Source organism: Hydrogenophaga sp. LT287 (genome assembly GCF_055702805.1).
Map to the genome: position 1 here is coordinate 154,792 of NZ_JBVPZC010000001.1, position 22,301 is coordinate 177,092.

At 62.4% G+C, this 22,301-nt stretch carries 17 protein-coding genes; 14 read left to right on the forward strand and 3 right to left on the reverse strand.

Features of this window, described 5'->3' with window-relative positions; genetic code table 11:
- The gene (gene lpdA, locus AC0GNR_RS00720) at window positions 1-1,845 is read left to right on the forward strand and encodes a dihydrolipoyl dehydrogenase (RefSeq protein WP_472899098.1); all 1,845 of its coding nucleotides are present in this window, start codon (window positions 1-3) and stop codon (window positions 1,843-1,845) included.
- Between the two features lie 286 nt (window positions 1,846-2,131).
- Here the strand turns inward: lpdA (AC0GNR_RS00720) and AC0GNR_RS00725 are convergent, their stop codons facing one another.
- Complete coding sequence (locus AC0GNR_RS00725) at window positions 2,132-2,704, reverse strand: C40 family peptidase (protein WP_472899099.1); 573 nt, start codon at window positions 2,702-2,704, stop codon at window positions 2,132-2,134.
- A gap of 265 nt (window positions 2,705-2,969) precedes the next feature.
- Here AC0GNR_RS00725 and AC0GNR_RS00730 point away from each other — a divergent pair, with 265 nt between their 5' ends.
- From AC0GNR_RS00730 to zapE, 8 genes are all read left to right on the forward strand, one after another.
- Window positions 2,970-3,572, forward strand: a complete 603-nt coding sequence (locus AC0GNR_RS00730; protein WP_472899100.1) for an isochorismatase family protein — start codon at window positions 2,970-2,972, stop codon at window positions 3,570-3,572.
- Window positions 3,573-3,787: 215 nt separating this feature from the next.
- Window positions 3,788-5,737 carry a propionate--CoA ligase gene (locus AC0GNR_RS00735; RefSeq protein ID WP_472899101.1) on the forward strand — a complete coding sequence of 650 codons (1,950 nt, stop codon included), beginning with the start codon at window positions 3,788-3,790 and terminating at the stop codon, window positions 5,735-5,737.
- Between the two features lie 185 nt (window positions 5,738-5,922).
- Window positions 5,923-6,297: an ArsR/SmtB family transcription factor gene (locus AC0GNR_RS00740; protein ID WP_472899102.1), complete on the forward strand. Its 375-nt coding sequence runs from the start codon at window positions 5,923-5,925 to the stop codon at window positions 6,295-6,297.
- Window positions 6,298-6,649: 352 nt separating this feature from the next.
- The gene (locus AC0GNR_RS00745) at window positions 6,650-9,541 is read left to right on the forward strand and encodes a 2-oxoglutarate dehydrogenase E1 component (protein ID WP_472899103.1); all 2,892 of its coding nucleotides are present in this window, start codon (window positions 6,650-6,652) and stop codon (window positions 9,539-9,541) included.
- Between the two features lie 96 nt (window positions 9,542-9,637).
- A complete protein-coding gene (gene odhB, locus AC0GNR_RS00750; protein ID WP_472899104.1) occupies window positions 9,638-10,900 on the forward strand; it encodes a 2-oxoglutarate dehydrogenase complex dihydrolipoyllysine-residue succinyltransferase in 1,263 nt (420 codons plus the stop codon).
- An 8-nt stretch (window positions 10,901-10,908) separates the two neighbouring features.
- Window positions 10,909-11,697 carry a hypothetical protein gene (locus tag AC0GNR_RS00755; RefSeq protein WP_472899105.1) on the forward strand — a complete coding sequence of 263 codons (789 nt, stop codon included), beginning with the start codon at window positions 10,909-10,911 and terminating at the stop codon, window positions 11,695-11,697.
- Between the two features lie 15 nt (window positions 11,698-11,712).
- On the forward strand, window positions 11,713-13,140 hold the full coding sequence (lpdA, locus tag AC0GNR_RS00760) for a dihydrolipoyl dehydrogenase (RefSeq protein ID WP_472899106.1): 1,428 nt from the start codon (window positions 11,713-11,715) through the stop codon (window positions 13,138-13,140).
- 133 nt (window positions 13,141-13,273) lie between these two features.
- Window positions 13,274-14,371, forward strand: coding sequence for a cell division protein ZapE (zapE, locus tag AC0GNR_RS00765; RefSeq protein ID WP_472899107.1), 1,098 nt, complete (start codon window positions 13,274-13,276; stop codon window positions 14,369-14,371).
- Between the two features lie 46 nt (window positions 14,372-14,417).
- On the opposite strand, the gene AC0GNR_RS00770 is transcribed toward zapE, so the two are convergent.
- Entirely contained in the window at window positions 14,418-15,176 is a 759-nt protein-coding gene (locus AC0GNR_RS00770; RefSeq protein ID WP_472899108.1) for a PP2C family protein-serine/threonine phosphatase, read from the reverse strand.
- Window positions 15,177-15,426: 250 nt separating this feature from the next.
- On the opposite strand from AC0GNR_RS00770, the gene AC0GNR_RS00775 reads away from it, so the two are divergent.
- Entirely contained in the window at window positions 15,427-17,493 is a 2,067-nt protein-coding gene (locus AC0GNR_RS00775; RefSeq protein ID WP_472899109.1) for an ATP-dependent DNA helicase, read from the forward strand.
- A gap of 18 nt (window positions 17,494-17,511) precedes the next feature.
- On the opposite strand, the gene AC0GNR_RS00780 is transcribed toward AC0GNR_RS00775, so the two are convergent.
- Window positions 17,512-18,318 carry an outer membrane protein assembly factor BamD gene (locus tag AC0GNR_RS00780; RefSeq protein WP_472899110.1) on the reverse strand — a complete coding sequence of 269 codons (807 nt, stop codon included), beginning with the start codon at window positions 18,316-18,318 and terminating at the stop codon, window positions 17,512-17,514.
- Between the two features lie 34 nt (window positions 18,319-18,352).
- Between AC0GNR_RS00780 and AC0GNR_RS00785 the strand changes: the two genes are divergently transcribed.
- The 4 genes from AC0GNR_RS00785 (at window position 18,353) to ndk (ending at window position 22,281) form a co-directional block, all read left to right on the forward strand.
- Window positions 18,353-19,393 carry an RluA family pseudouridine synthase gene (locus AC0GNR_RS00785; RefSeq protein WP_472899111.1) on the forward strand — a complete coding sequence of 347 codons (1,041 nt, stop codon included), beginning with the start codon at window positions 18,353-18,355 and terminating at the stop codon, window positions 19,391-19,393.
- A 241-nt stretch (window positions 19,394-19,634) separates the two neighbouring features.
- On the forward strand, window positions 19,635-20,396 hold the full coding sequence (gene scpB, locus AC0GNR_RS00790) for an SMC-Scp complex subunit ScpB (protein WP_472899112.1): 762 nt from the start codon (window positions 19,635-19,637) through the stop codon (window positions 20,394-20,396).
- Window positions 20,362-21,708 (forward strand): pseudouridine synthase, encoded by a 1,347-nt coding sequence (locus AC0GNR_RS00795; protein WP_472899113.1) that lies wholly within the window; start codon window positions 20,362-20,364, stop codon window positions 21,706-21,708. Before scpB ends, AC0GNR_RS00795 begins: the two co-directional genes overlap by 35 nt.
- Window positions 21,709-21,855: 147 nt before the next feature.
- Window positions 21,856-22,281, forward strand: a complete 426-nt coding sequence (gene ndk, locus AC0GNR_RS00800; RefSeq protein ID WP_472899114.1) for a nucleoside-diphosphate kinase — start codon at window positions 21,856-21,858, stop codon at window positions 22,279-22,281.
- Window positions 22,282-22,301 lie beyond the last annotated feature (20 nt).

Sequence of the window (22,301 nt, forward strand, 5' to 3'; positions counted from 1 at the left end):
ATGGCAATGATTGACATTCAGGTTCCCGACATTGGCGACTTCGACGAGGTCGCGGTCATCGAGTTGCTGGTCAAGCCCGGCGACACCGTCAAGGTCGAGCAGTCGCTCATCACTGTGGAGTCTGACAAAGCCTCCATGGAGATTCCCTCGTCGCACGCCGGCGTGGTGAAAGAACTCAAGGTGGCCCTGGGCGACAAGGTCAAGCAAGGCTCGGTGGTGCTGGTGCTGGTGCTGGAAGGCGAGGGCGCTGCCAGCGCTCCTGCCGCGCCAGCCGCAGCGCCAGCGGCCGTTTCACCTGCTCCCGTTGCTGCCCCTGCCGCAGCACCGGTCGTGGCTCCTGCTGCTGCCAGCTTCGGTGGCAGCGCCGACATCGAATGCGACCTGCTCGTGCTCGGCGCCGGCCCCGGTGGCTATTCCGCGGCCTTCCGCGCGGCCGATCTCGGCCTCAAGGTCGTGCTGGTCGAGCGTTATGCCCAGCTGGGCGGCGTGTGCCTGAACGTGGGTTGCATCCCGTCCAAGGCACTGCTGCACGTGGCCGCGGTGATGGACGAAGTGAGTCACATGGCCGACCTCGGCGTGGACTTCGGCGCGCCCACAGTCAATATCGACAAGCTGCGTGGTCACAAAGAAAAGGTGATCAACAAGCTCACCGGCGGCTTGGCCGCCATGGCCAAGATGCGCAAGGTCACCACCGTGCGCGGTTACGGCGCGTTTGTCGGTGCGAACCATGTGGAAGTGGAAGAAACCACCGGCACGTCGCAAGAGAAGACCGGCAAAAAACAGGTGATCACGTTCAAGAAGTGCATCATCGCCGCCGGCTCGCAGGCCGTGCGCCTGCCCTTCATGCCTGACGATCCGCGCGTGGTGGACAGCACCGGCGCGCTGGCGCTCAAGGAAGTGCCCAAGCGCATGCTGATCCTGGGTGGCGGCATCATCGGCCTGGAAATGGGCACCGTCTACAGCACGCTGGGCGCACGCCTGGACGTGGTGGAAATGATGGACGGCCTGATGCAGGGCGCCGACCGCGACCTGGTCAAGATCTGGCAGAAGATGAACGCCAAGCGCTTCGACAACATCATGCTCAAGACCAAGACGGTGGGCGCTCGCGCCTTGCCCGAAGGCATTGAGGTGACGTTCGAGAGCGCCGAACCCGGCGGCACGGCGCCCGCGCCGCAGGTATATGACCTGGTGCTGCAGGCTGTGGGCCGCACGCCCAACGGCAAAAAGATCGCCGCCGACAAGGCCGGCGTGGCCGTGACCGACCGCGGCTTCATCAACGTCGACATCCAGATGCGCACCAACGTGCCGCATATCTTCGCCATCGGTGACATCGTGGGCCAGCCCATGCTGGCGCACAAGGCGGTGCACGAAGCGCACGTGGCGGCAGAAGTGATCGCCGGGGAACTGCAGGGAAACAAGGAACTGGCAGCCGCTGCCTTCAACGCCCGCGTGATTCCCAGCGTGGCCTACACCGACCCCGAGGTGGCCTGGGTCGGCCTCACCGAAGACCAGGCCAAGGCCCAAGGCATCAAGGTCAAGAAGGGCCTGTTCCCCTGGACCGCCTCGGGCCGCGCCATTGCCAACGGCCGCGACGAAGGCGTGACCAAGCTGCTGTTCGACGATTCACCCGAGGCCCACGGCCACGGCAAGATCCTGGGCGGCGGCATGGTCGGCACCCACGCGGGCGACATGATCGGTGAGATCGCGCTGGCGATCGAGATGGGCGCCGACGCGGTGGACATCGGCAAGACCATCCACCCGCACCCCACGCTGGGCGAGAGCATCGGTATGGCGGCGGAAGTGGCGCACGGCTCTTGTACCGACTTGCCGCCCGCGAAGAAGTAATCAGTTTCAGCGCCATCAGAAAAAAAGGCCCGAACCGGCAACGGTTCGGGCCCTTTTTTGACGTTAACAGACGCTACACCAGCGGGCTCCTAGCCGTTTGTGCACCTCATTCAAATCACTCCTGGTGGATATGCGTACATATCGACCCCACCCTGATTGAGTTGAGCCGTTTCTTTTGTGCGCGCGCTCTGACCTCTTGCCCTCAGCGGTGGCTTCATGTCAGACAGGCAACAAAAAACCGGGCATGCCCGGTTGCTTGTGTGCCGTACCGCGATCCTTGGCGGGATCAGCGCCTTGTGGCTTGTGCGGTTTCCGCGTTCATGGGCAAGGGAACCCGGCGAGCACCGTTGAAACGGGTTTGCCAATAAGCAATGCGCATGTCTTCAACCCGCACATGTGAGCCCGCGCGCGGGGAATGAATGAATTTTCCGTCTCCCACATAGATGCCCACATGGCTGAAGGCCCGCTTCATGGTGTTGAAGAACACCAAGTCGCCCGGTTTCAGCTCGCTGCGGTCAATTTCCTGGGTGCTTGCGGCCTGCTCGGCAGCTCGGCGTGGCAGCACTTTGCCCACGGATTGCTCGAACACCGCCCGCACAAATCCGCTGCAATCAAAACCTGTTTCAGCGCTGTTGCCACCGTATTTGTAGGGTACGCCCAGGAACCCCATCGCGTTCACGACCAAACTGGAGGCACGCTCGCCAACCGATTCCCGAGCCTGCTGGATTTGACTACCCAGGCGGCTCATCAGACCTTTTTCGGCGAGCAAGGTATCCATGTCGTCAAACGCTGCATCGGCTGGCGCGGCATGGGATGCCGCGCTGCAACTCAGTAAAACTACAAGGATCCAACTTTTCATACTTTTAGATTATCGGTGTTTTTCAGGCAAGTCAAGCGCGAAAAGGCTCGCAACATGTTGATTTGCATGACATTTGCCGCAAGTTACCTTGCGTTTTCACGGTCGAGCGTGCAGGGTAGCGGGGGTTGAGGGCTGTTCGCACCGTCTCAGCGCCGTGCTGGTTGGGTGTGGCCGGTTGCTTGTCTGTAGTTGGCCGCTGTCGGCACGCAGGTGTGGCGAACTGCGAAAATCAACGTTATTTCGTTTGATTTGAAGAAAGACTGCCATGCTGCTCGATGTCACAGATTCCCAGCTCGTGCTGGTTGATTACCAGTCCCGCTTGATGCCCGCGATTTTCGAGGGGCCCCAAGTTCTGGCCAACGCGGTGCGACTTGCCCGCATGGCGCAGTTGCTGGACGTGCCGGTATGGGGCACCGAGCAAAACCCGGAGAAACTCGGTCCCAACCCGCCGGAGTTGCGCGGCCTGTGCCAGAGGACCTTGTCCAAAATGCACTTCAGCGCGGTGTCAGACGGTTTGGTCGACTGGCTTCGGCCACCCGCGCGCCCAGCGGGCGGCAATGCCCGCAGCCTGCCCAAGCATCTGCAAAAGCCCTCGGCACCCATGCCTGAGCGGGCGACCATTGTGTTGGCGGGTTGCGAAGCCCATGTCTGCCTGCTGCAAACGGCGCTCGAACTGATTGAGCAGGAACTCGATGTGTGGGTTGTCACCGACGCCTGCAGTTCCCGCACCGAGCGCAACCGCGATGCCGCGTTTGACCGCTTGGCCGGGGCGGGCGCCGAGCTGGTCACCACCGAAATGGTGGCTTTTGAATGGCTGCGGTCAGCGGACAACCCCGTGTTTCGAGACGTGCATGCGCTGATCAAGTAACCCTGCCGTGAGGGAGGGCCAGCGGGACGTAGGGAGCGTGCCGCTGGGCGGCCTTGATGAAGCAAGTTGGTTTGTGCCACCTTGTTTGTTTTGGCGGCGCCGGCCCCAGAGCGGTTCCATGTGTTTCGCGCAGACCGAAACAGTGGGCTGTCAGACTCTCGCAAGTCTGAACTCCATAATTATGAATTCAGTTTGAGCCGCCGGGGATCTTCCGGGTGGCCCACGTCAGCTGCCGCAAAAACCACCCCACGCAGGAGACTCCTATGAGCAATCCCCAAGGCTACGCCGAATTCCACCGCCGCTCGATTGAGGACCGCGACGCTTTTTGGGCCGAGCAGGCGCAGCTGGTGGACTGGCGCAAACCGTTTGACCGGGTTTGCAACTACGACAATCCGCCCTTCGCGCGCTGGTTTGAAGGCGGATTGACCAACCTGTGTCACAACGCCGTGGACCGGCACCTGAAAGACCGGGCCGACCAGAACGCGCTTATCTTTGTCTCCACCGAAACCGATGTGGAAAAGATCTACAGCTTCCGTGAACTGCACGCTGAGGTGCAGCGCATGGCGGCGATCCTTATGGACCAAGGCGTGAAGAAGGGCGACCGCGTCCTGATTTACATGCCCATGATTCCCGAAGCCGCTTTCGCCATGCTCGCCTGCGTGCGCATTGGCGCCATTCACTCGGTGGTGTTTGGTGGCTTCGCCAGCCATTCTCTGGCCAGCCGCATTGAAGATGCTTCGCCGGTTGCCATCGTCAGCGCTGACGCTGGCTCTCGCGGTGGCAAGGTGGTGGAATACAAACCGCTGCTGGACGAAGCCATCAAACTGTCTGCTCACAAGCCATCCAAGGTCGTGATGGTTAACCGCGGCCTGGCGGCATTCGCAGCGGTGGAGGGCCGTGATGTGGACTACAGCGCTGCGCGCGCCCAACACATGGACACCGTGGTGCCTTGCGAGTGGGTGGACGCCACGCACCCCAGCTACACGCTCTACACCAGCGGCACCACCGGCAAGCCCAAGGGCGTTCAGCGCGACACCGGTGGCTACACCGTGGCACTGGCCGCTTCCATGAAGCACATCTACATGGGCGAACCCGGTGAAACCTACTTTTCTACCAGCGACATTGGCTGGGTGGTGGGGCACAGCTACATCATCTACGGCCCGTTGATCGGTGGCATGGCCACCATCATGTACGAAGGTCTGCCCATTCGGCCAGATGCTGGCATCTGGTGGGAGCTGGTTGAAAAATACAAGGTCACGGTCATGTTCAGTGCACCCACAGCCGTGCGTGTGCTCAAGAAATACGATTCTTCGTTCATCAAAAAATACGATTTGTCCAGCCTCAAGGCATTGTTCCTGGCGGGCGAGCCGCTGGACGAAACCACCGCCAAGTGGATTTCTGACGAGCTGGGCAAGCCCATCGTGGACAACTACTGGCAGACCGAAACCGGCTGGCCCATCCTGGCTATCTGCAATGGCGTGGAGAAAGCCGACAGCAAGTTTGGCTCACCAGGCAAAGCGGTGTACGGCTACGACGTCAAGCTGCTGGACGACCAGACCGGCGAAGAGCTCAAGGGCGGCAACAAAAAAGGGGTGGTCGCCGTTGAAGGTCCATTGCCACCGGGCTGCATGCAGACCATCTGGGGCGACGATGCACGGTTCGTCAAGACCTACTGGTCCAGCGTGCCGGGGAAGGTGGTTTACAGCACCTTTGACTGGGGCATTCGCGACGAAGACGGTTATTACTTCATCTTGGGCCGCACCGACGACGTGATCAACGTGGCCGGTCACCGCTTGGGCACCCGGGAGATTGAGGAAAGCATTTCCAGCCACCCACGCATCGCCGAGGTGGCGGTGGTGGGCGTGGCTGACCAGCTCAAGGGCCAGGTTGCGATGGCTTTTGCCGTTGTGAAAGACGCCTCATCGTTGACCGACGAGGCTTCCCGCCTGAAGCTGGAGGGCGAGGTCATGAAGCTGGTGGACGAGCAACTGGGCGCTGTGGCGCGACCAGCTCGCGTGCGCTTCGTCAGCGTGTTGCCCAAGACCCGCAGCGGCAAACTGCTGCGCCGGGCCATTCAGGCCGTGTGCGAGGGCCGCGACGCAGGCGACCTGACCACCATGGACGACCCGGCCGCGCTGCAGCAAATCAAGGATTTGCTGGTCTGAAAGCGCTGGGAGGTTCGGCGGCGCCGCGCCCTTTGGTCGGGCGGTGACTGCCGAACCCCTTGCGGTTTGCGTTGGGTCAATAGTTGTGTGTTCGAGGCGTGGTTTGAAGCCCGACAAAAACCCGTGGGCATCGTCAGCTTTTGTAAGTATGATTCATGCTTATATAGACAAAAGTGATGCCCGCCATGGAACAAATGATCGAATCCGATGCAAACGTGGAAAAGGTTCGTGTGTTCGAGTTGGCCGCCGAGTTGTTCGGTGTGCTGGCTACGCCCATGCGCCTGCGCATCCTGAGCGCGTTGTGTGACAAGGAAAAATCGGTGTCGCAGCTGCTGCAAGAAATCGACACCACACAGCCGAACCTGTCGCAGCACCTGAACCTTTTGTACCGGGCGGGCGTGCTGGCCAAGCGCAAAGACGGCACCCAGGTGATTTACCGGGTTCAAAGCGAAAAGGCCGTGACGCTGTGCCGCACGGTGTGCACCCAGATCGCCATTGAGATGGACGAGCCCAGTACCGTGCCTGCCTCTGAGCGCTTGTCGCCCCGCGTCGTTTCCTGAGCAACTGAGCCGCTGCCGGCCCACCCGCGCAGTGGCGTCGCATTCTCGTCTGGCGCCCTGGTGATCGGGCGCTCCGGTCCTGCGCCTCGCAGCAATGGTTGTTGCCAGACCTGAAGGTCGCTGACACCAGGCTGTCGCTTGGCGACCGTGCAACACATTCCACCCGATTCACATCCCGCTTTGCGCACGGGGCTGGTTTTTTACATCAGACCCGGCCAAGGTGGCACAATCTTGGTTTGCAGTCAGGTCCTTCCACAGCCACTGTCGCATCCGCCAATCGGTTCAGCCGTGTCGCGGAAGGTTTTTTTTACCAGCTAATGTTTCCTGTAGGGAAACGGAGGTCAGCGGATTTATGAGCGATTCCCAAGCAAACGGGGGCAACGTCTATGTTGCCTACAAAGGCAACTCGTACCTTTTCGGCGGCAACGCGCCGTATGTGGAAGAGATGTACGAAAACTATCTGGACAACCCGGGTAGCGTGTCCGAAACCTGGCGGGCGTATTTCGACGCCTTGCAGCACGTGCCAGCCGTCGACGGCAGCGATGCCCGCGATGTGCCCCACCTGCCCGTCATCAATGCATTTGCCGAGCGTGCCAAACAAGGCGGTACCAAGGTTGTCATCGCCGCTGGCGCCGACTCCGATTTGGGTCGCAAGCGCGTGGCTGTACAGCAGCTCATTGCGGCTTACCGCAACGTCGGCGCCCGCTGGGCCGACCTGGATCCGCTCAAGCGCACCGAGCGCGACCACATTCCCGAACTCGATCCAGCGTTTTACGGTTTCACCGACGCCGATTTCGAAACCGTGTTCAACACCAGCAACACGTTTTTCGGCAAGGAAGTCATGTCCTTGCGGGACTTGCTGAATGCACTGCGCGAAACCTACTGCAGCAGCATTGGCGCCGAGTACATGTACATCAGCGACCAGGCGCAAAAACGCTGGTGGCAGGAAAAGCTGGAATCGATCCGCAGCAAGCCGGCCTTCAACGCCGACAAGAAAAAGCACATCCTCGACCGCCTGACCGCCGCCGAGGGACTTGAGCGCTTCCTGCACACCAAATACGTGGGCCAGAAACGCTTTTCGCTGGAAGGTGGCGAGAGCTTCATTGCCGCCATGGACGAGCTGATTCAGCTCGCAGGCAGCCAGGGCGTTCAGGAAATCGTGATCGGCATGGCCCACCGTGGTCGCTTGAACGTGCTGGTCAACACCTTGGGCAAGATGCCCAAAGATTTGTTTGCTGAATTCGATCACACGGCGCCTGAAGACCTGCCGGCTGGTGATGTGAAGTACCACCAGGGTTTCAGCTCTGACGTGTCCACGCCTGGCGGCCCGGTGCATTTGTCGTTGGCATTCAACCCTTCGCACCTGGAAATTGTGAACCCGGTGGTGGAGGGGTCGGTGCGCGCGCGTATGGACCGCCGCGAAGACCCGCATGGCAAACAAGTGCTGCCCGTGTTGGTGCATGGCGACGCTGCTTTTGCCGGCCAGGGTGTCAACCAGGAAACGCTGGCGCTGGCCCAGACCCGCGGTTACTCCACCGGCGGCACGGTGCACCTGATCATCAACAACCAGATCGGTTTCACCACCTCCGACCCGCGCGATCTGCGTTCCACGCTGTATTGCACCGACATCGTCAAGGGCGTTGAGTCGCCCGTGCTGCACGTCAACGGTGACGACCCAGAGGCTGTGGTGCTGGCCACCCAGCTGGCTCTGGAATACCGCATGACGTTCCGCAAGGACGTGGTGCTCGACATCATCTGCTTCCGCAAACTCGGCCACAACGAGCAGGACACTCCGAGCCTGACCCAGCCGCTGATGTACCGCAAGATCGCGGCACATCCCGGTACCCGCAAGCTCTACGCCGACAAACTCTCTGCGCAGGGTCTGGGTGACACCTTGGGCGATGACATGTCCAAGTCGTACCGTGCTGCGCTGGATGCCGGTCGCCACACGGTAGACCCGGTGCTGACCAACTTCAAGAGCAAGTTTGCGGTCGACTGGTCGCCCTTCCTAGGCAAAAAGTGGACCGATGCGGGCGACACGGCCATTCCGATGGCGGAGTGGAAGCGTTTGGCCGACCGCCTGACCACCATCCCAGAAAGCGTGACCCCGCACCAGTTGGTGAAGAAGGTCTACGCCGACCGCGCCGCCATGGGCCGTGGCGACATTCCGGTGGACTGGGGCATGGGTGAGCACATGGCGTTTGCTTCCCTGGTGGCCAGCGGCTTCCCGGTGCGCCTGTCGGGCGAAGACTGCGGCCGCGGTACCTTCACGCACCGCCATGCGGTGATTCACGACCAGAACCGTGAAAAGTGGGACACCGGCACCTACACGCCGCTGGAAAATGTGGCCGACAACCAGGCTCCCTTTGTCGTGATCGACTCCATCCTGTCTGAAGAGGCTGTGCTGGGTTTTGAATACGGCTATGCGTCGAACGACCCGAACACCCTGGTGATCTGGGAAGCGCAGTTCGGTGATTTCGCCAACGGTGCCCAAGTGGTGATCGACCAGTTCATTGCGTCTGGCGAAGTGAAGTGGGGCCGTGTGAACGGCATCACGCTGATGCTGCCGCACGGCTACGAAGGCCAGGGCCCGGAGCACAGCTCGGCGCGCCTGGAGCGCTTCATGCAGCTGGCGGCTGACACCAACATGCAGATCGTGCAGCCCACCACGGCCAGCCAGATCTTCCACATCTTGCGCCGCCAGATGGTGCGCAACCTGCGCAAGCCGTTGGTGATCTTCACGCCCAAGTCGCTGCTGCGCAACAAGGACGCGACCTCGCCTCTGAGCGAGTTCACCAAAGGCATTTTCCAGACGGTCATTCCGGAAAACAACGCTGCCGTGGTGAAGGGCGCCGACAAGGTCAAGCGCATCATCTGCTGCTCGGGCAAGGTGTACTACGACCTGGTGAAGAAGCGCGAAGAGAAGGGCGCTGACGATGTGGCCATCATCCGTGTCGAGCAGCTCTACCCGTTTCCGCACAAGGTGTTTGGTGCGGAGGTGCGCAAGTACCCGAACGCCACCGACATTGTCTGGTGCCAGGACGAGCCGCAAAACCAGGGTGCCTGGTTCTTTGTGCAGCACTACATCCACGAGAACATGCTGGACGGACAGAAGCTCGGTTACGCCGGTCGCGCTGCCTCCGCTTCGCCTGCCGTGGGCTATGCGCACCTGCACCAAGAGCAGCAAAAGACCCTGATTGAGGCCGCTTTCGCCAAGCTCAAGGGCTTCATCCTCACCAAGTAACCGACGGTGGTCGTTGAGACGCGGGCGCCTGGCCAATATGCCGGTGCCCAGCGCCTCTCAACGCCGAACACCCAACGCAAAGAACAGGTAATTCAAATGGCAATCGTAGAAGTCAAAGTTCCTCAGCTCTCTGAGTCCGTGGCCGAAGCCACCCTGCTGCAGTGGAAAAAGAAGGTGGGTGACGCTGTCACCGCCGATGAAACCCTGATTGAAATCGAGACCGACAAGGTCGTTCTGGAGTGTCCAGCACCTTCCAGCGGCGTGCTGGTCGAAATTTTGCAAGGCGACGGTGCCACCGTGGCCGCCGAGCAGCTGATCGCCCGTATCGACACCGCCGCCGTTGCTGGCGCTACAGCACCTGCGGCGGCTGCGCCCGCTGCCGTGGCGGCCGCCCCCGTGGCCGCTGCCCCTGCCGCTGCGGCTGCATCGCAGTCCAAAGCTGGCGTGGCCATGCCAGCCGCTGCCAAGCTGATGGCCGACGGTGGCATGGCCCCCGGCTCGGTGGCTGGCACCGGCAAAGACGGGCGCGTGACCAAGGGCGATGTGTTGGCCGCTGCGGCCGCACCCAAGCCCGCGGCAGCCGCTCCCGTTGCCATTCCCACCGGCGCGCCGACCAAGGTGCTGCCGCAGGTGGCGGTGGTGGCGCCCGACCTGGGCGACCGCCCGGAAGAGCGCGTGCCGATGACCCGCCTGCGTGCCCGCGTGGCCGAGCGTCTGCTGCAGTCGCAGTCGACCAACGCCATCCTGACGACCTTCAACGAAATCAACATGGCCCCGGTCATGGAGATGCGCAAGCGCATGCAAGAGCGCTTCGAGAAGGAGCACGGCGTCAAGCTGGGCTTCATGAGCTTCTTCGTTAAGGCGGCTGTGCACGCCCTCAAGAAGTTCCCGATCCTCAACGCCTCGGTTGACGGCAACGACATCGTCTACCACGGCTATTTCGACATCGGTATCGCCGTCGGTTCGCCGCGCGGCCTGGTGGTGCCCATCCTGCGCAACGCCGACCAGATGAGCTTCGCCGACATCGAGAAGAAGATCGCCGAGTTCGGCCAGAAGGCCAAGGATGGCAAGCTGGGCATCGACGAGATGACCGGTGGTACGTTCTCGATCTCCAATGGCGGCACCTTCGGCTCGATGATGTCCACCCCCATCATCAACCCGCCGCAGTCGGCCATCCTGGGCGTGCACGCCACCAAGGACCGCGCCATGGTCGAGAACGGCCAGGTCGTGGTGCGCCCGATGAACTACTTCGCCATGTCCTACGACCACCGCATCATCGACGGCCGCGAAGCCGTGCTGGGCCTGGTGGCCATGAAGGAAGCGCTGGAAGATCCGGCCCGCCTCCTCTTCGACATCTGATCGACAAGATGGCTGAAAGTCAGCCTAGTGTTGAGCAAGTGGCGCTTAGCCGCTTGCTCGACAACGCCTATGAGGAGTTTTCTCAGGCTCTTCATTCAGTAGGCGCTCGATTCGTGTTGTGGGGATCTTTCAAAGGATCTCTTGAACTTCAGCAGCACTACTTTTCGGCGAAAGACAAAAAGCACATTCTGGATGGGCGCCGTAGCAAGAGCTTGAGTCAACAAGACATTGAGCTCAAGGAGCTTGTCGAGGAATTGGCTGAAGAGGCAGAGGAGTTTGCTTCTTGGGCTCGTAAACAAGACCGTCAGCCGATACTTCGCGAAATGCTGACCTCATATTGCTCAGCTTTCGAAGCGTGTCTGAAGAACGTCGCATTGGTCTTCGCTCTCGCTGACCGGAAAAAGCAAGGCTTGGATGATCAAGTGTTCGTTCCGGGTGATGAGTTCAGGAAGACTCTTAAAAACATTCAAGATCATTGGATGGCAGCACGAGGGCGTGAGCGAAGCACTGCGGAGGCTTTCTTTGAGTCTCAGGTGCTCAGCAAGGAGGCGATAGCTACGCGCTTCTGTTTTTTGTCTTTGACAGCGCCAGAGTGGGTTACATGCAGGGCCGCTTTTCAGGCTCGGAATGCTTTGGTACACCAACTCGGGCGACCGTCTGAGTCCATTGAAATCGCTGGCGAGTGTCTCCATGCTGGTTGGGAGATACAGCTCTCAACCAAGCAGCTTCAAGAAGTGCGGCGGGCATTCCTAAAGATTCTTGAGCCACTCAATCCCATTAGGTTGGATTTAATTTAGTTTTGGAGAAAGAAAATGTCTCAAGCATTTGACGTCGTCGTGATCGGCGCCGGCCCCGGTGGCTACATCGCCGCTATTCGCGCAGCCCAGCTGGGCTTCAAGGTCGCGTGCATCGACGAATGGAAGAACGCCGCAGGCGGCCCGGCCCCGGGTGGCACCTGCACCAACGTGGGTTGCATCCCGTCCAAGGCCCTGCTGCAGTCGTCCGAGCACTTCGAGCACGCCAACCACCACTTCGCCGACCACGGTATCAGCACCGGCAAGGTGACCATGGATGTGGCCAAGATGGTGGGCCGCAAGGACACCGTGGTGAAACAGAACAACGACGGCATCCTCTACCTGTTCAAGAAGAACAAGGTCACCTTCTTCCATGGCCGCGGGTCGTTTGCCAAGGCGGCTGACGGTGGCTATGAGATCCAGGTCACCGGTACCAAAGACGAAGTGATCACCGGCAAGCAGGTCGTGATCGCCACCGGATCCAATGCCCGCGCGCTTCCGGGCGTGCCATTCGATGAAGAGACCGTGCTGTCCAACGACGGCGCGCTGCGCATCGGCGCTGTGCCCAAGAAGCTGGCGCTGATCGGCTCCGGCGTGATCGGCCTGGAGATGGGCTCGGTCTGGCGCCGCCTGGGCGCGGACGTCACCATCCTCGAAGGTCTGCCGACTTTCCTGGGCGCGGTGGACGAGCAGATTGCCAAGGAGGCCAAGAAGGCGTTTGACAAGCAGGGCCTGAAGATCGAACTCGGCGCGAAAGTGGGCGACATCAAGACCACCAAGAAGGGCGTGAGCGTGGCCTATACCAACGCCAAGGGCGAAGCCCTGTCGCTGGATGCCGACAAGCTGATCGTGTCCATTGGCCGGGTGCCCAACACCATCGGTTTGAACGCTGAGGGCGTGGGCCTGCAACTGGACGAGCGCGGCGCGATCATGGTCGATGCCGACTGCAAAACCAGCTTGCCCGGCGTGTGGGCGGTGGGCGACGTGGTGCGTGGCCCCATGTTGGCGCACAAGGCAGAAGAAGAGGGCGTGGCGGTGGCTGAGCGCATCGCCGGCCAGCACGGGCACGTCAACTTCAACACCATTCCCTGGGTCATTTACACCAGCCCCGAAATTGCGTGGGTGGGCCGTACCGAGCAGCAACTCAAAGCCGATGGCGTGGCCTACAAGGCGGGCACCTTCCCGTTCCTCGCCAACGGCCGGGCGCGCGCGCTGGGCGACACGACTGGCATGGTCAAGTTCCTGGCCGATGCGACCACGGACGAAATTCTGGGTGTGCACATCGTCGGTCCCATGGCTTCTGAGCTGATTGCCGAGGCTGTGGTGGCGATGGAGTTCAAAGCCAGCGCCGAAGACATCGCCCGTATCTGCCACGCACACCCCTCGCTGTCGGAAGCGACCAAGGAAGCTGCGCTGGCGGTGGACAAGCGCACGCTGAATTTCTGATCCGTGCCGCGCTTCGGCGCGGCCAGCGGCCACCGCCTGCTTGGCGGCAAACCCTGCGGCCCGGTGAAACCGGTACCGCGGGGTTTTTGCTTGTGTGGCATGCTTCCCCGAAACACCATGTGAACAGGTTGATATGTCCGTCAAGGCCACTTATGAGGCCGCGCTCAAGGAGCGCGGATACGCCACCGATCCGGCCCAGCAGCGCGCCATTGATGCGCTGGAGCGGTGCGCCACCGAATGGACGAACTACAAGCAAAAGCGTTCGAATGCGCTGAAAAAAATGTTCGTCAAGCCTGAGATCCCGCGTGGGGTCTACATGTTTGGTGGGGTGGGGCGGGGCAAAAGCTTTTTGATGGATTGCTTTTTCAATGCGGTGCCCATCAAGCGCAAAACCCGGCTGCACTTTCACGAGTTCATGCGCGAAGTGCACCGCGAACTGCGCGAGCTGCAGGGCACGGTGAACCCGCTGGACGAGCTGGGCCTGCGCATGGCCAAGCGCTACAAGCTGATCTGCTTTGACGAATTTCACGTGGCGGACGTGACCGACGCCATGATCTTGCACCGCTTGTTGGACGCGCTGTTCAAGGCGGGAGTGGGTTTTGTGACCACCTCCAACTTTCATCCCGATGGGCTCTACCCCAACGGCCTGCACCGCGACCGGATCTTGCCTGCCATTGAACTGCTCAAGCAGAAGCTGGAGGTGATCAATGTCGACAACGGCACCGACTACCGCCAGCAAACGCTGGCCCTCATCGACCTCTATCACACCCCGCTCGGTCCGCAGGCCGATGCGGCCATGGAAAAGAGCTTTGTGCAGCTGGCGGAAATGGGTGACCAGGACCCGGTGATGCACATCGAGTCGCGGCAGATCCGTGCTGTGCGCCGCGCGGGTGGCGTGATCTGGTTTGACTTTCGCACGCTGTGCGGTGGGCCACGATCGCAAAACGATTACCTCGAAATCGCCACCCAGTTTCACACGGTGTTGCTGTCGAATGTGCCGCAAATGCAGGTGCGCCAGGCGTCCGAAGCGCGGCGTTTCACCTGGCTCATTGACGTGCTGTACGACCGCCGTGTGAAGCTGGTGATGTCGGCTGCTGTGGCGCCAGAGTTGCTTTACGTCGAGGGTCCCATGTCCCATGAGTTCCCACGCACGGTATCCCGATTGGGTGAGATGCAGTCTGCCGAATTTCTGGCCTTGGAACACCGCACGGTCGATACCGGGCTGACCTGAGCCGCGCGAGGCTGCTCGGCCACGACAGCTTCCAGGGTGGGTCAGGTCAAGTCAGGGGATCGACTTTGACGATGGTGAGCGACAGGTTGTCGCCCATGCCCTTGGAGCGTGAGCGCGCCTTTTGAATCAGGAACTCGCAGGCCTCTCGGGGCGACAACATGGCAATGGTGCTGGCGAGTTCTTCGGGTGTGAAGTAGTGCCACACGCCGTCGCTGCACGACATGATCGCGTCGCCCGGGATCAGTTGGGGCACCACATGGATGTCCACGGGCGGGTCGTTGTCGGTGCCCAGGCAGCCCATCAGAATGTTTGAATGGGGGTGGTCCAAGGCGTCCTCTTCGCTGATCTCACCTTGGTTGACCAGGGTTTGAACGTACGAATGGTCCATGGTGCGGAACACCATTTTCCCGTTGCGGAAGTGGTAGATGCGGGAGTCGCCTGCGTGCACCCAGTGGCTGTCACCGCCTGGGTTGATGAGAAAGGCCGCGATGGTGCTGTGTGGCTCTTGTTCGGCTGAAACCGCCGTGAGCTTGATCACCAGGTGCGACTCTTCAACGATTTGACGCAACAGCGCCGAGGCATCGTCGGTGTCAGGGTCGTACCGTTCAAACAACTGGCGGGCCGTGAGCATCACCTGGTCTGACGCTTTGCGCCCCCCGCTGCGCCCGCCCATGCCATCGGCCACCACCGCGAGCAGGCAGCCTGTGTGGCGCGGGTGGTGAAGCAAGCAGACCTGGTCTTGCTGGTAGTCGCGATCGCCGCGGTGAATGCCGGTCGATGCCTGGATGCGGTAGCCTTTTGACATAGCAGGGTTTTGCAGTAGTGAGGTGAGCGCCCCAACCCTGCCGGAGGCAAGGTGTGCCGTCGTTCTGGGGGAGTTCCGCCGAGCGACTTGAGCAGCGTGCAAACAATGAATCTGATGGTAACCACTAAAGCCTACAGGCCCCGCCATCTATGATCAAAACTTTCATGAACGCCCCACCGCGGCTCGTTCCTTGGTTGGGTGTGTCATATGGCCCGCTGAAGGGTGGTGTGGCAAGCGCTGCGGAGGTTGTTTGACGGCTCTGGAATTGGACGTGGTGGCCGCATTTGCCGAGGGTGGGCCGCTCGCGCGCAGCACGGATGGCCTGCGCCCGCGCCCGGCCCAGCTGGACATGGCCTCTGCCGTGGCCCGCACGGTGGATGCCAGGGACTGCCTGGTGGTGGAAGCGGGCACAGGGGTGGGCAAAACGTTTGCCTATCTGGTGCCGGTGTTGCTGAGTGGCCGGCGGGCGCTGTTGTCCACCGCCACCCAGGCGCTGCAAGACCAACTTTTTTCACGCGACATACCCGCCGTGAGTCGGGCGCTGGGCGTGCCGGTGCGGGCGGCCTTGCTCAAGGGCCGCTCCAGCTATGTGTGTGTGCAGCGCCTGGAGCAGGCGAGAAGCGGTGCGCGCGTGGGCTTGCGAGACCCGGCGCTGACCGCGGGCCTGGAGCAGGTGCAGCGTTGGGCCATGGCATCGGTCAGTGGTGATCTGGCCGAGCTTCCCGGCCTGGACGAGGCCTCGCCCCTACGCGGGCTGATCAGTTCCACCCGCGACAACTGTCTGGGCGGCGCGTGCCCCCGGCTGGCGCAATGCCATGTGAACCGGGCACGCCACGAAGCGCTGCAAGCCGACTGGGTGGTGATCAACCACCACCTGTTTTTTGCCGATCAGGAGGTGCAAGAGGCGGGGCGGGACAGCTTGTTGCCCCGCGCCGAGGTGGTGGTTTTTGACGAGGCGCACCAGTTGAACGATGCCGGCGTTCAGTTTTTGGGTCAGTCTGTGGGCTCCAGCCTGCTGCGCGACCTCGCCCGCGAAGTGTCGAGCCTGGGGCAGCAATGGGCGCGCGGCATGCGTCCCTGGAGCCACCTGGCGTTTGAGCTGGAGCACGCAGCCCGGCAGGTGTCCCCGTTGCTGCACGCTGCGCCGGGCGGTGGGCGGCGCAGCCGGTGGCAGCAACAAGTGCCCGAGGGGCTGGACGCGAGCGGCTGGCGCCTGGCGGTGGCTGGCGTTGCCGGCTCCCTGTCCGCTGTGCAACACGCGCTGGCGCAAACCTGTGACGCCGCGGCCGAGTTGGTCCACCTGCACCAGCGGGTGTTGCGAACACAGGCCATGTGGGCCCGGCTCACGCAGTCCGCAGCCGCTGATGCGCCGCAAGACGGGTTGATTCGCTGGCTGGAGTGGGGTGGCGGGCAGGCTCCTGCCATGGCTTGGCGCTTGGTGGCGGCGCCGGTGGACAGCGCCGGGTTTTTTGGTGAGTTGCTCGGCAATGCGGCCGAGGGGCGCAGCTGGGTGTTCACCTCAGCCACGCTGGGGCACGATGACGCCCTGAGCTGGTTCACCCAACGCCTCGGCCTGGACGCACTCCCCAGTGTGCGCACCCTGCGCGTTCCCAGTCCCTTTGACCACTCAGCCCAGGCTGCGCTGTACATACCCCATGGGTTGCCCGAGCCAGCCGACGCCGCCCACACGCCGGCGCTGGCTGAGACGGTGGCGCGCTGGGCTTCGGTATTGGGTGGGCGCACGCTGGTGCTGACCACCACCCTGAGAGCGGCCCACCGCATGACCGAGCATCTCCAAATGCTGGTGGCCGAGGGGCGGTGTGCGCCGATGTCGGTGTTGGGTCAGGGGCACATGTCCAAACGGACGCTGCTGGCCCGCTTTCGCACCGCCGGATACATCCAGACCGGGGCCCCCGGTTCGATCTTGGTGGCCTCGGCCTCGTTCTGGGAGGGCGTGGACCTGGCCGGCGATGTGTTGCAGTTGCTGGTGATCGACAAGCTGCCGTTTCCGCCGCCCGACGATCCCTTGATCGAAGCCCGCGCGCGCCAGCTGGAGGCGGTGGGGCAGCGTGCGTTTGCCGGCTGCTACTTGCCTGAAGCCGCCATGGCGCTCAGGCAGGGCGCTGGCCGGTTGATTCGTTCAGAGACCGACCGGGGCGTGCTGGTGATTGCAGACCGTCGCCTGGTCACGCGGTCTTACGGAAGCGCGCTGTTGGCAGCCTTGCCGCCCATGCTGCGGCTGGTGGACGAGGCAGACATGGTGTCGGCATTGAACACGCTGGCGCTGAAGGTGCAAGGTGTGCCGTCACAGGGCTGATTGCCCGTTGGGCCGTGCTTACCAGAGCTTCCACCAGGGATCGTTCGAGCTCTTGAAACCCTTGCTCAGGTATTCGCTGTTCGGGTAGCTGGCCAGCATGACCCGCCGGGCGTCGTCGCGCAGCTGCGTCATGCCCAGGGCGTCGTAAGACTGGACCAAGATGTACAGGGCCTCTTCAAGCGCCGGTGCGTCGGTGTAGTCCACCAGCGCGGTCTGTGCGCGGCCAATGGCGGCCAAGTGGGCGCCTCGGGTGTGGTAATAGCGGGCCACATGCACCTCGTACTGAGCCAGCGAGTTGACGATGTAGGTCATGCGCGAGCGCGCGTCAGGTGTGTAGCGCGAATCGGGGAAGCGTGTCACCAGGTCGCGGAAGGCTTCAAACGACTCTTTGGCCGCCTTCTGATCGCGTTCAGAAAGATCCTGGCGCGACAGCGATCCAAACAGACCCAGGTTGTCGTTGAAGCTGGCCAGCCCCTTCAAGTACAAAGCGTAGTCAAGCGCTGGGCTGGACGGGTGCAGCCGCATGAAGCGGTCGATGGCCGCAAGCGCCTGTGCGGGTTCGCCCGCTTTGTAGTGTGTGTGGGCTTTGTCCAGCTGTGCTTGCTGTGCCAAAGGCGTGCCGGCCGCACGGCCTTCCAGCTTTTCATACAGCGTGATGGCTTTCTCAAAGTTGCCGGCATCCCGCTCGTCGCGCGCTTCTGTGTACAGCTTGTTGGGGCTCCAGCCGGCGGTTTCGTCCACCGTCTTGCCGCCGGCGCAGCCAGCGAGCACCAGGGCAGCGCCCATCCAACACAGTGACACAGCAGATAATCTGGACAGAAGCATCACTCGCATACCTTTACAACGGAACAACCAGGTTTTGGCCACTGAAATTATATCGACGGGGGTGTTACCGCCCACGCAGGCATCCGATGATGCGCTGGATGGCGCCTCTGCGGCCGAAGAAGGGCTGGCAGAAGCCGAAATTCGCCTGTGCGAGGTGCCCACCGACATGCACGGCTGGCGCATTGACCGTGCGTTGGCTCGCCTGATCCCCGAATTCTCGCGCTCTTACTTGCAGCAGCTCATGGCCGACGGCGCCGTGCAGCTGCGCGGCGCGGCGCTGCGCAAGCAGGCCGCCCGCATCGCAGCGGGTGACCAGCTGCAGGTGGAGTTGCGTCCCACGCAGCAGGCCATGGCGTTTGTCCCGCAGGCCATGGCGCTGGACGTGGTGTTTGAGGACGCTGATCTGCTGGTGATCAACAAGCCGGCTGGGCTGGTGGTGCACCCCGCCGCAGGCAACTGGAGCGGCACATTGCTCAATGGCTTGCTCGCTCACCACGCCGGCGCGGCCAGCTTGCCGCGCGCTGGCATCGTCCACCGGCTGGACAAAGACACCTCGGGCCTGATGCTGGTGGGCAAAAGCCGCCAGGCGGTTGAAGCGCTGGTGCGGGCCATCGCTGCGCGCGAGGTCAACCGGCAGTACCTGGCGCTGGGGCATGGGCGTTGGACCGGGGCGGTGGAGCAGGGGGTCGATCAGCCCATCGGGCGCGACATCCGCAACCGTCTTCGCATGGCCGTGGTGTTGCAGGACGGTACCTCCGGCAAGCCAGCCCAAACCACGTTCACATGGCTGGAAGGTTCTGACCAGGTCTGCTTGGTGGCTTGCAAGCTGCACACCGGCCGCACCCACCAGATTCGCGTGCACATGGCTTGGCTGGGACACCCCTTGGTTGGCGACACGCTGTATGGCGGCCGGGTCTTGTGGGGCATGGGCCGTCAGGCGCTGCACGCCACCCGCTTGCGTCTGAAGCACCCCACAGGCGGGCAAGCGCTTGATTTTCAGTCCGCACCACCAGCCGATTTCATGGATGCACTGGAGCAAAGCGGCCTCCGGTACAATCTCGCATCGCTGGGTTGATACCAAAGACACCTGTTTGCAGGTTTTGGTGAGGTGCATGACACTGCAGCACCTCCTTTCCCCAGCTTCCTGATGCTTTTCAGCGCTTTGGACGACACAAGCCTGCTGATCCTTGCTGCAGTCCGATGTTCGGATGCCTTTCCCGGCCTACCCCTCCTTGACGGGCTCGCCACGATGGGTTGTTGTTGCATGGTGTTTGACCCCGCCCCAGCCGCAAGCCGGTTTTAAACAGATACACACGATGAATACCGCGGATGCCAAGCGCGTCCTAGAGACCGCATTGATCTGCGCGCCCCAACCGCTGACGGTGCGGGAACTGGGCGTGCTGTTCGAGATGGAAGTGTCCTCCGACACGCTCAAATCCTTGTTGGCCGACCTTCAGCTTGAATGGACGGGGCGCGGTGTCGAGCTGGTTCAGGTGGCCAGTGGCTGGCGGTTTCAGAGCCGCCCCGAATTGCGCCCCTACCTTGACCGGCTGCACCCCGAAAAGCCACCCAAGTACACCCGGGCCACCATGGAAACGCTGGCCATCATTGCTTACCGTCAGCCGGTGACCCGTGGCGACATGGAAGACATTCGCGGCGTGACCATCAACTCGTTGATCCTCAAGCAGCTGGAAGACCGGGGCTGGGTCGAGGTGATCGGTCACCGCGAAACGGTGGGTCGCCCCGCCTTGTTTGCTACCACCCGCCAGTTTCTGGACGATCTGGGCCTGGCTTCCCTCGACCAACTGCCGCCCCTGGACGGCAGCGAAGTGCAGGAGTCGGCGCTTGACCGGCTGGACTTCGAATCGCTTGCTTCCAGCCTTCAGCCCGATGCAGCCGACCTCCCGGTTGATGCCGTGGCTGGTGTGGGGTCCGCTGCGCCCACACCATCCGATGCAGGCGCTGCTGATGCGGCCCCTGGCAACCTTTTCTCCGCCCCCGTATCCGACCCACTGCTGTTGGAACCCTCCACACAGGAACACCATGAACCCGGCACAAAACCCCAACAATCCGCCTGACGCCACGCCAGATACCGCGCCCGAGGCTTCGGCTGTGGTGGGCGCGTCCGCTGCCGCACCGCAACCGGATGCCTCCAAACCCGCAACCCCCCAGCGCTCTGCGGAGCCTGAGGCGCTGCAGTTCGACGACGTCGTGAGTGGTGCGTTTGATGCCGAGCAAGAGCTGGATCTACCCGTGCCCACCAAGCGGGTGCTTGCGCCGCAAGCCGAGTCGCCCAAGCTGCACAAGGTGTTGGCGCAAGCTGGTATGGGGTCGCGTCTTGAAATGGAGCAGCTCATCCTGGAAGGCCGCATTTCGGTCAACGGCGAGCCTGCCCACGTCGGCCAGCGCATCCAGCTGGGCGATGTGATCCGTGTCAATGGCAAGCAGGTTCGGGTGCGCATGACGCCGCCGCCGCCGCGCGTGCTGGCCTACCACAAGCCCGCGGGTGAAGTGGTGTCGCATGACGATCCGCAAAACCGCCCATCCGTGTTTCGCCGCCTGCCGCGGCTTTACCAGAGCAAGTGGCAGTCGGTGGGCCGGCTGGACCTGAACACCGAAGGCTTGCTGCTGTTGACCGACTCCGGCGAGTTGGCCAACCGCCTGATGCATCCGCGATTTGGCCTGCAGCGCGAATACGCCGTGCGCGTGCTGGGTGCTTTGTCCAACGAAGAAAAGCAGCGCCTGCTCGATGGCGTGCGGCTCGATGACGGCATGGCCCAGTTCGCCAGCATTGAAGACGGTGGTGGCGAAGGGGCCAATTGCTGGTACCGCGTGACCATTGGCGAAGGCCGCAACCGTGAGGTGCGCCGCATGTTTGAGGCGGTGGGCCATGCGGTCAGCCGCCTCATCCGCATCCGCTACGGCGCCATGATGCTGCCGCGCGGCCTCAAGCGTGGTGTGTGGGTGGAGCTGGACCAGCAAGATATTGACCGGCTCACGAAAGCCGCCGGCATGCCCGCCCCGGGTGCAGCTGCCGAGCGGCAAGCCCGCCCCGGCGGTCGCCAGCCGGCCGCTCGCGGCAAGCAGGCGCCCAAGACCGGTGGCCGCAACTACGGCAACCCGGCGGGCAGCCGTGGTGAAGCCCCCGCAGTGCGGCGCAGCAGCATGTTTGCCATGCCCACCAGCAACGCCAACGCACCCAAGGGCCGAGGCGGCAAGGGGCCAGGCGGCGGCTCATCGCAGCCTGATCCGATGAAAACGTCCTTTGGCTACATCGGTCAGGACGCGCTGCAGCGCCGGCGCGAGGAAGAGTCCAGCCGCCCAGCGGGTGGGCGCCGCCGGGGCGGTAGCGGTGGCGGTTCGGGTGGTGGGCGCTCTGGCAGCCGCTGACCCGGCCTCGGTGGGCACGGTATGCGGTGATTTGCGTAGCCCGTAGCCCAACCCGTGCCCCATGAATTTCATGTGGGCAATGTAGAATCATGGGCTTTGCGACTTAGCGCAAAACACCCTCATTTATTTGTCAATTCAAGGAAAAACATGGCCATCGAACGCACCCTCTCCATCATCAAGCCCGACGCTGTTGCCAAAAACGTCATCGGCCAGATCTACGCCCGCTTCGAAGCTGCTGGCCTGAAAGTCGTGGCTGCTCGCATGGCCCATCTGTCGCGCGGCGAAGCCGAAGCGTTCTATGGCGTGCACAAAGAGCGTCCTTTCTTCAAAGACCTGGTGGACTTCATGATCTCCGGTCCCGTGATGATCCAGGCCCTGGAAGGCGAAGGCGCCATTGCCAAAAACCGCGACCTGATGGGCGCTACCGACCCGAAGAAAGCCGCTGCCGGCACCATCCGCGCCGATTTCGCTGACAGCATCGATGCCAACGCCGTGCACGGTTCCGACGCGGCTGAGACGGCCGCTGCCGAAATCGCGTTTTTCTTCGCTGGCATGAACGTTTACTCGCGTTGAACATGGTCAGCACGCTCCAC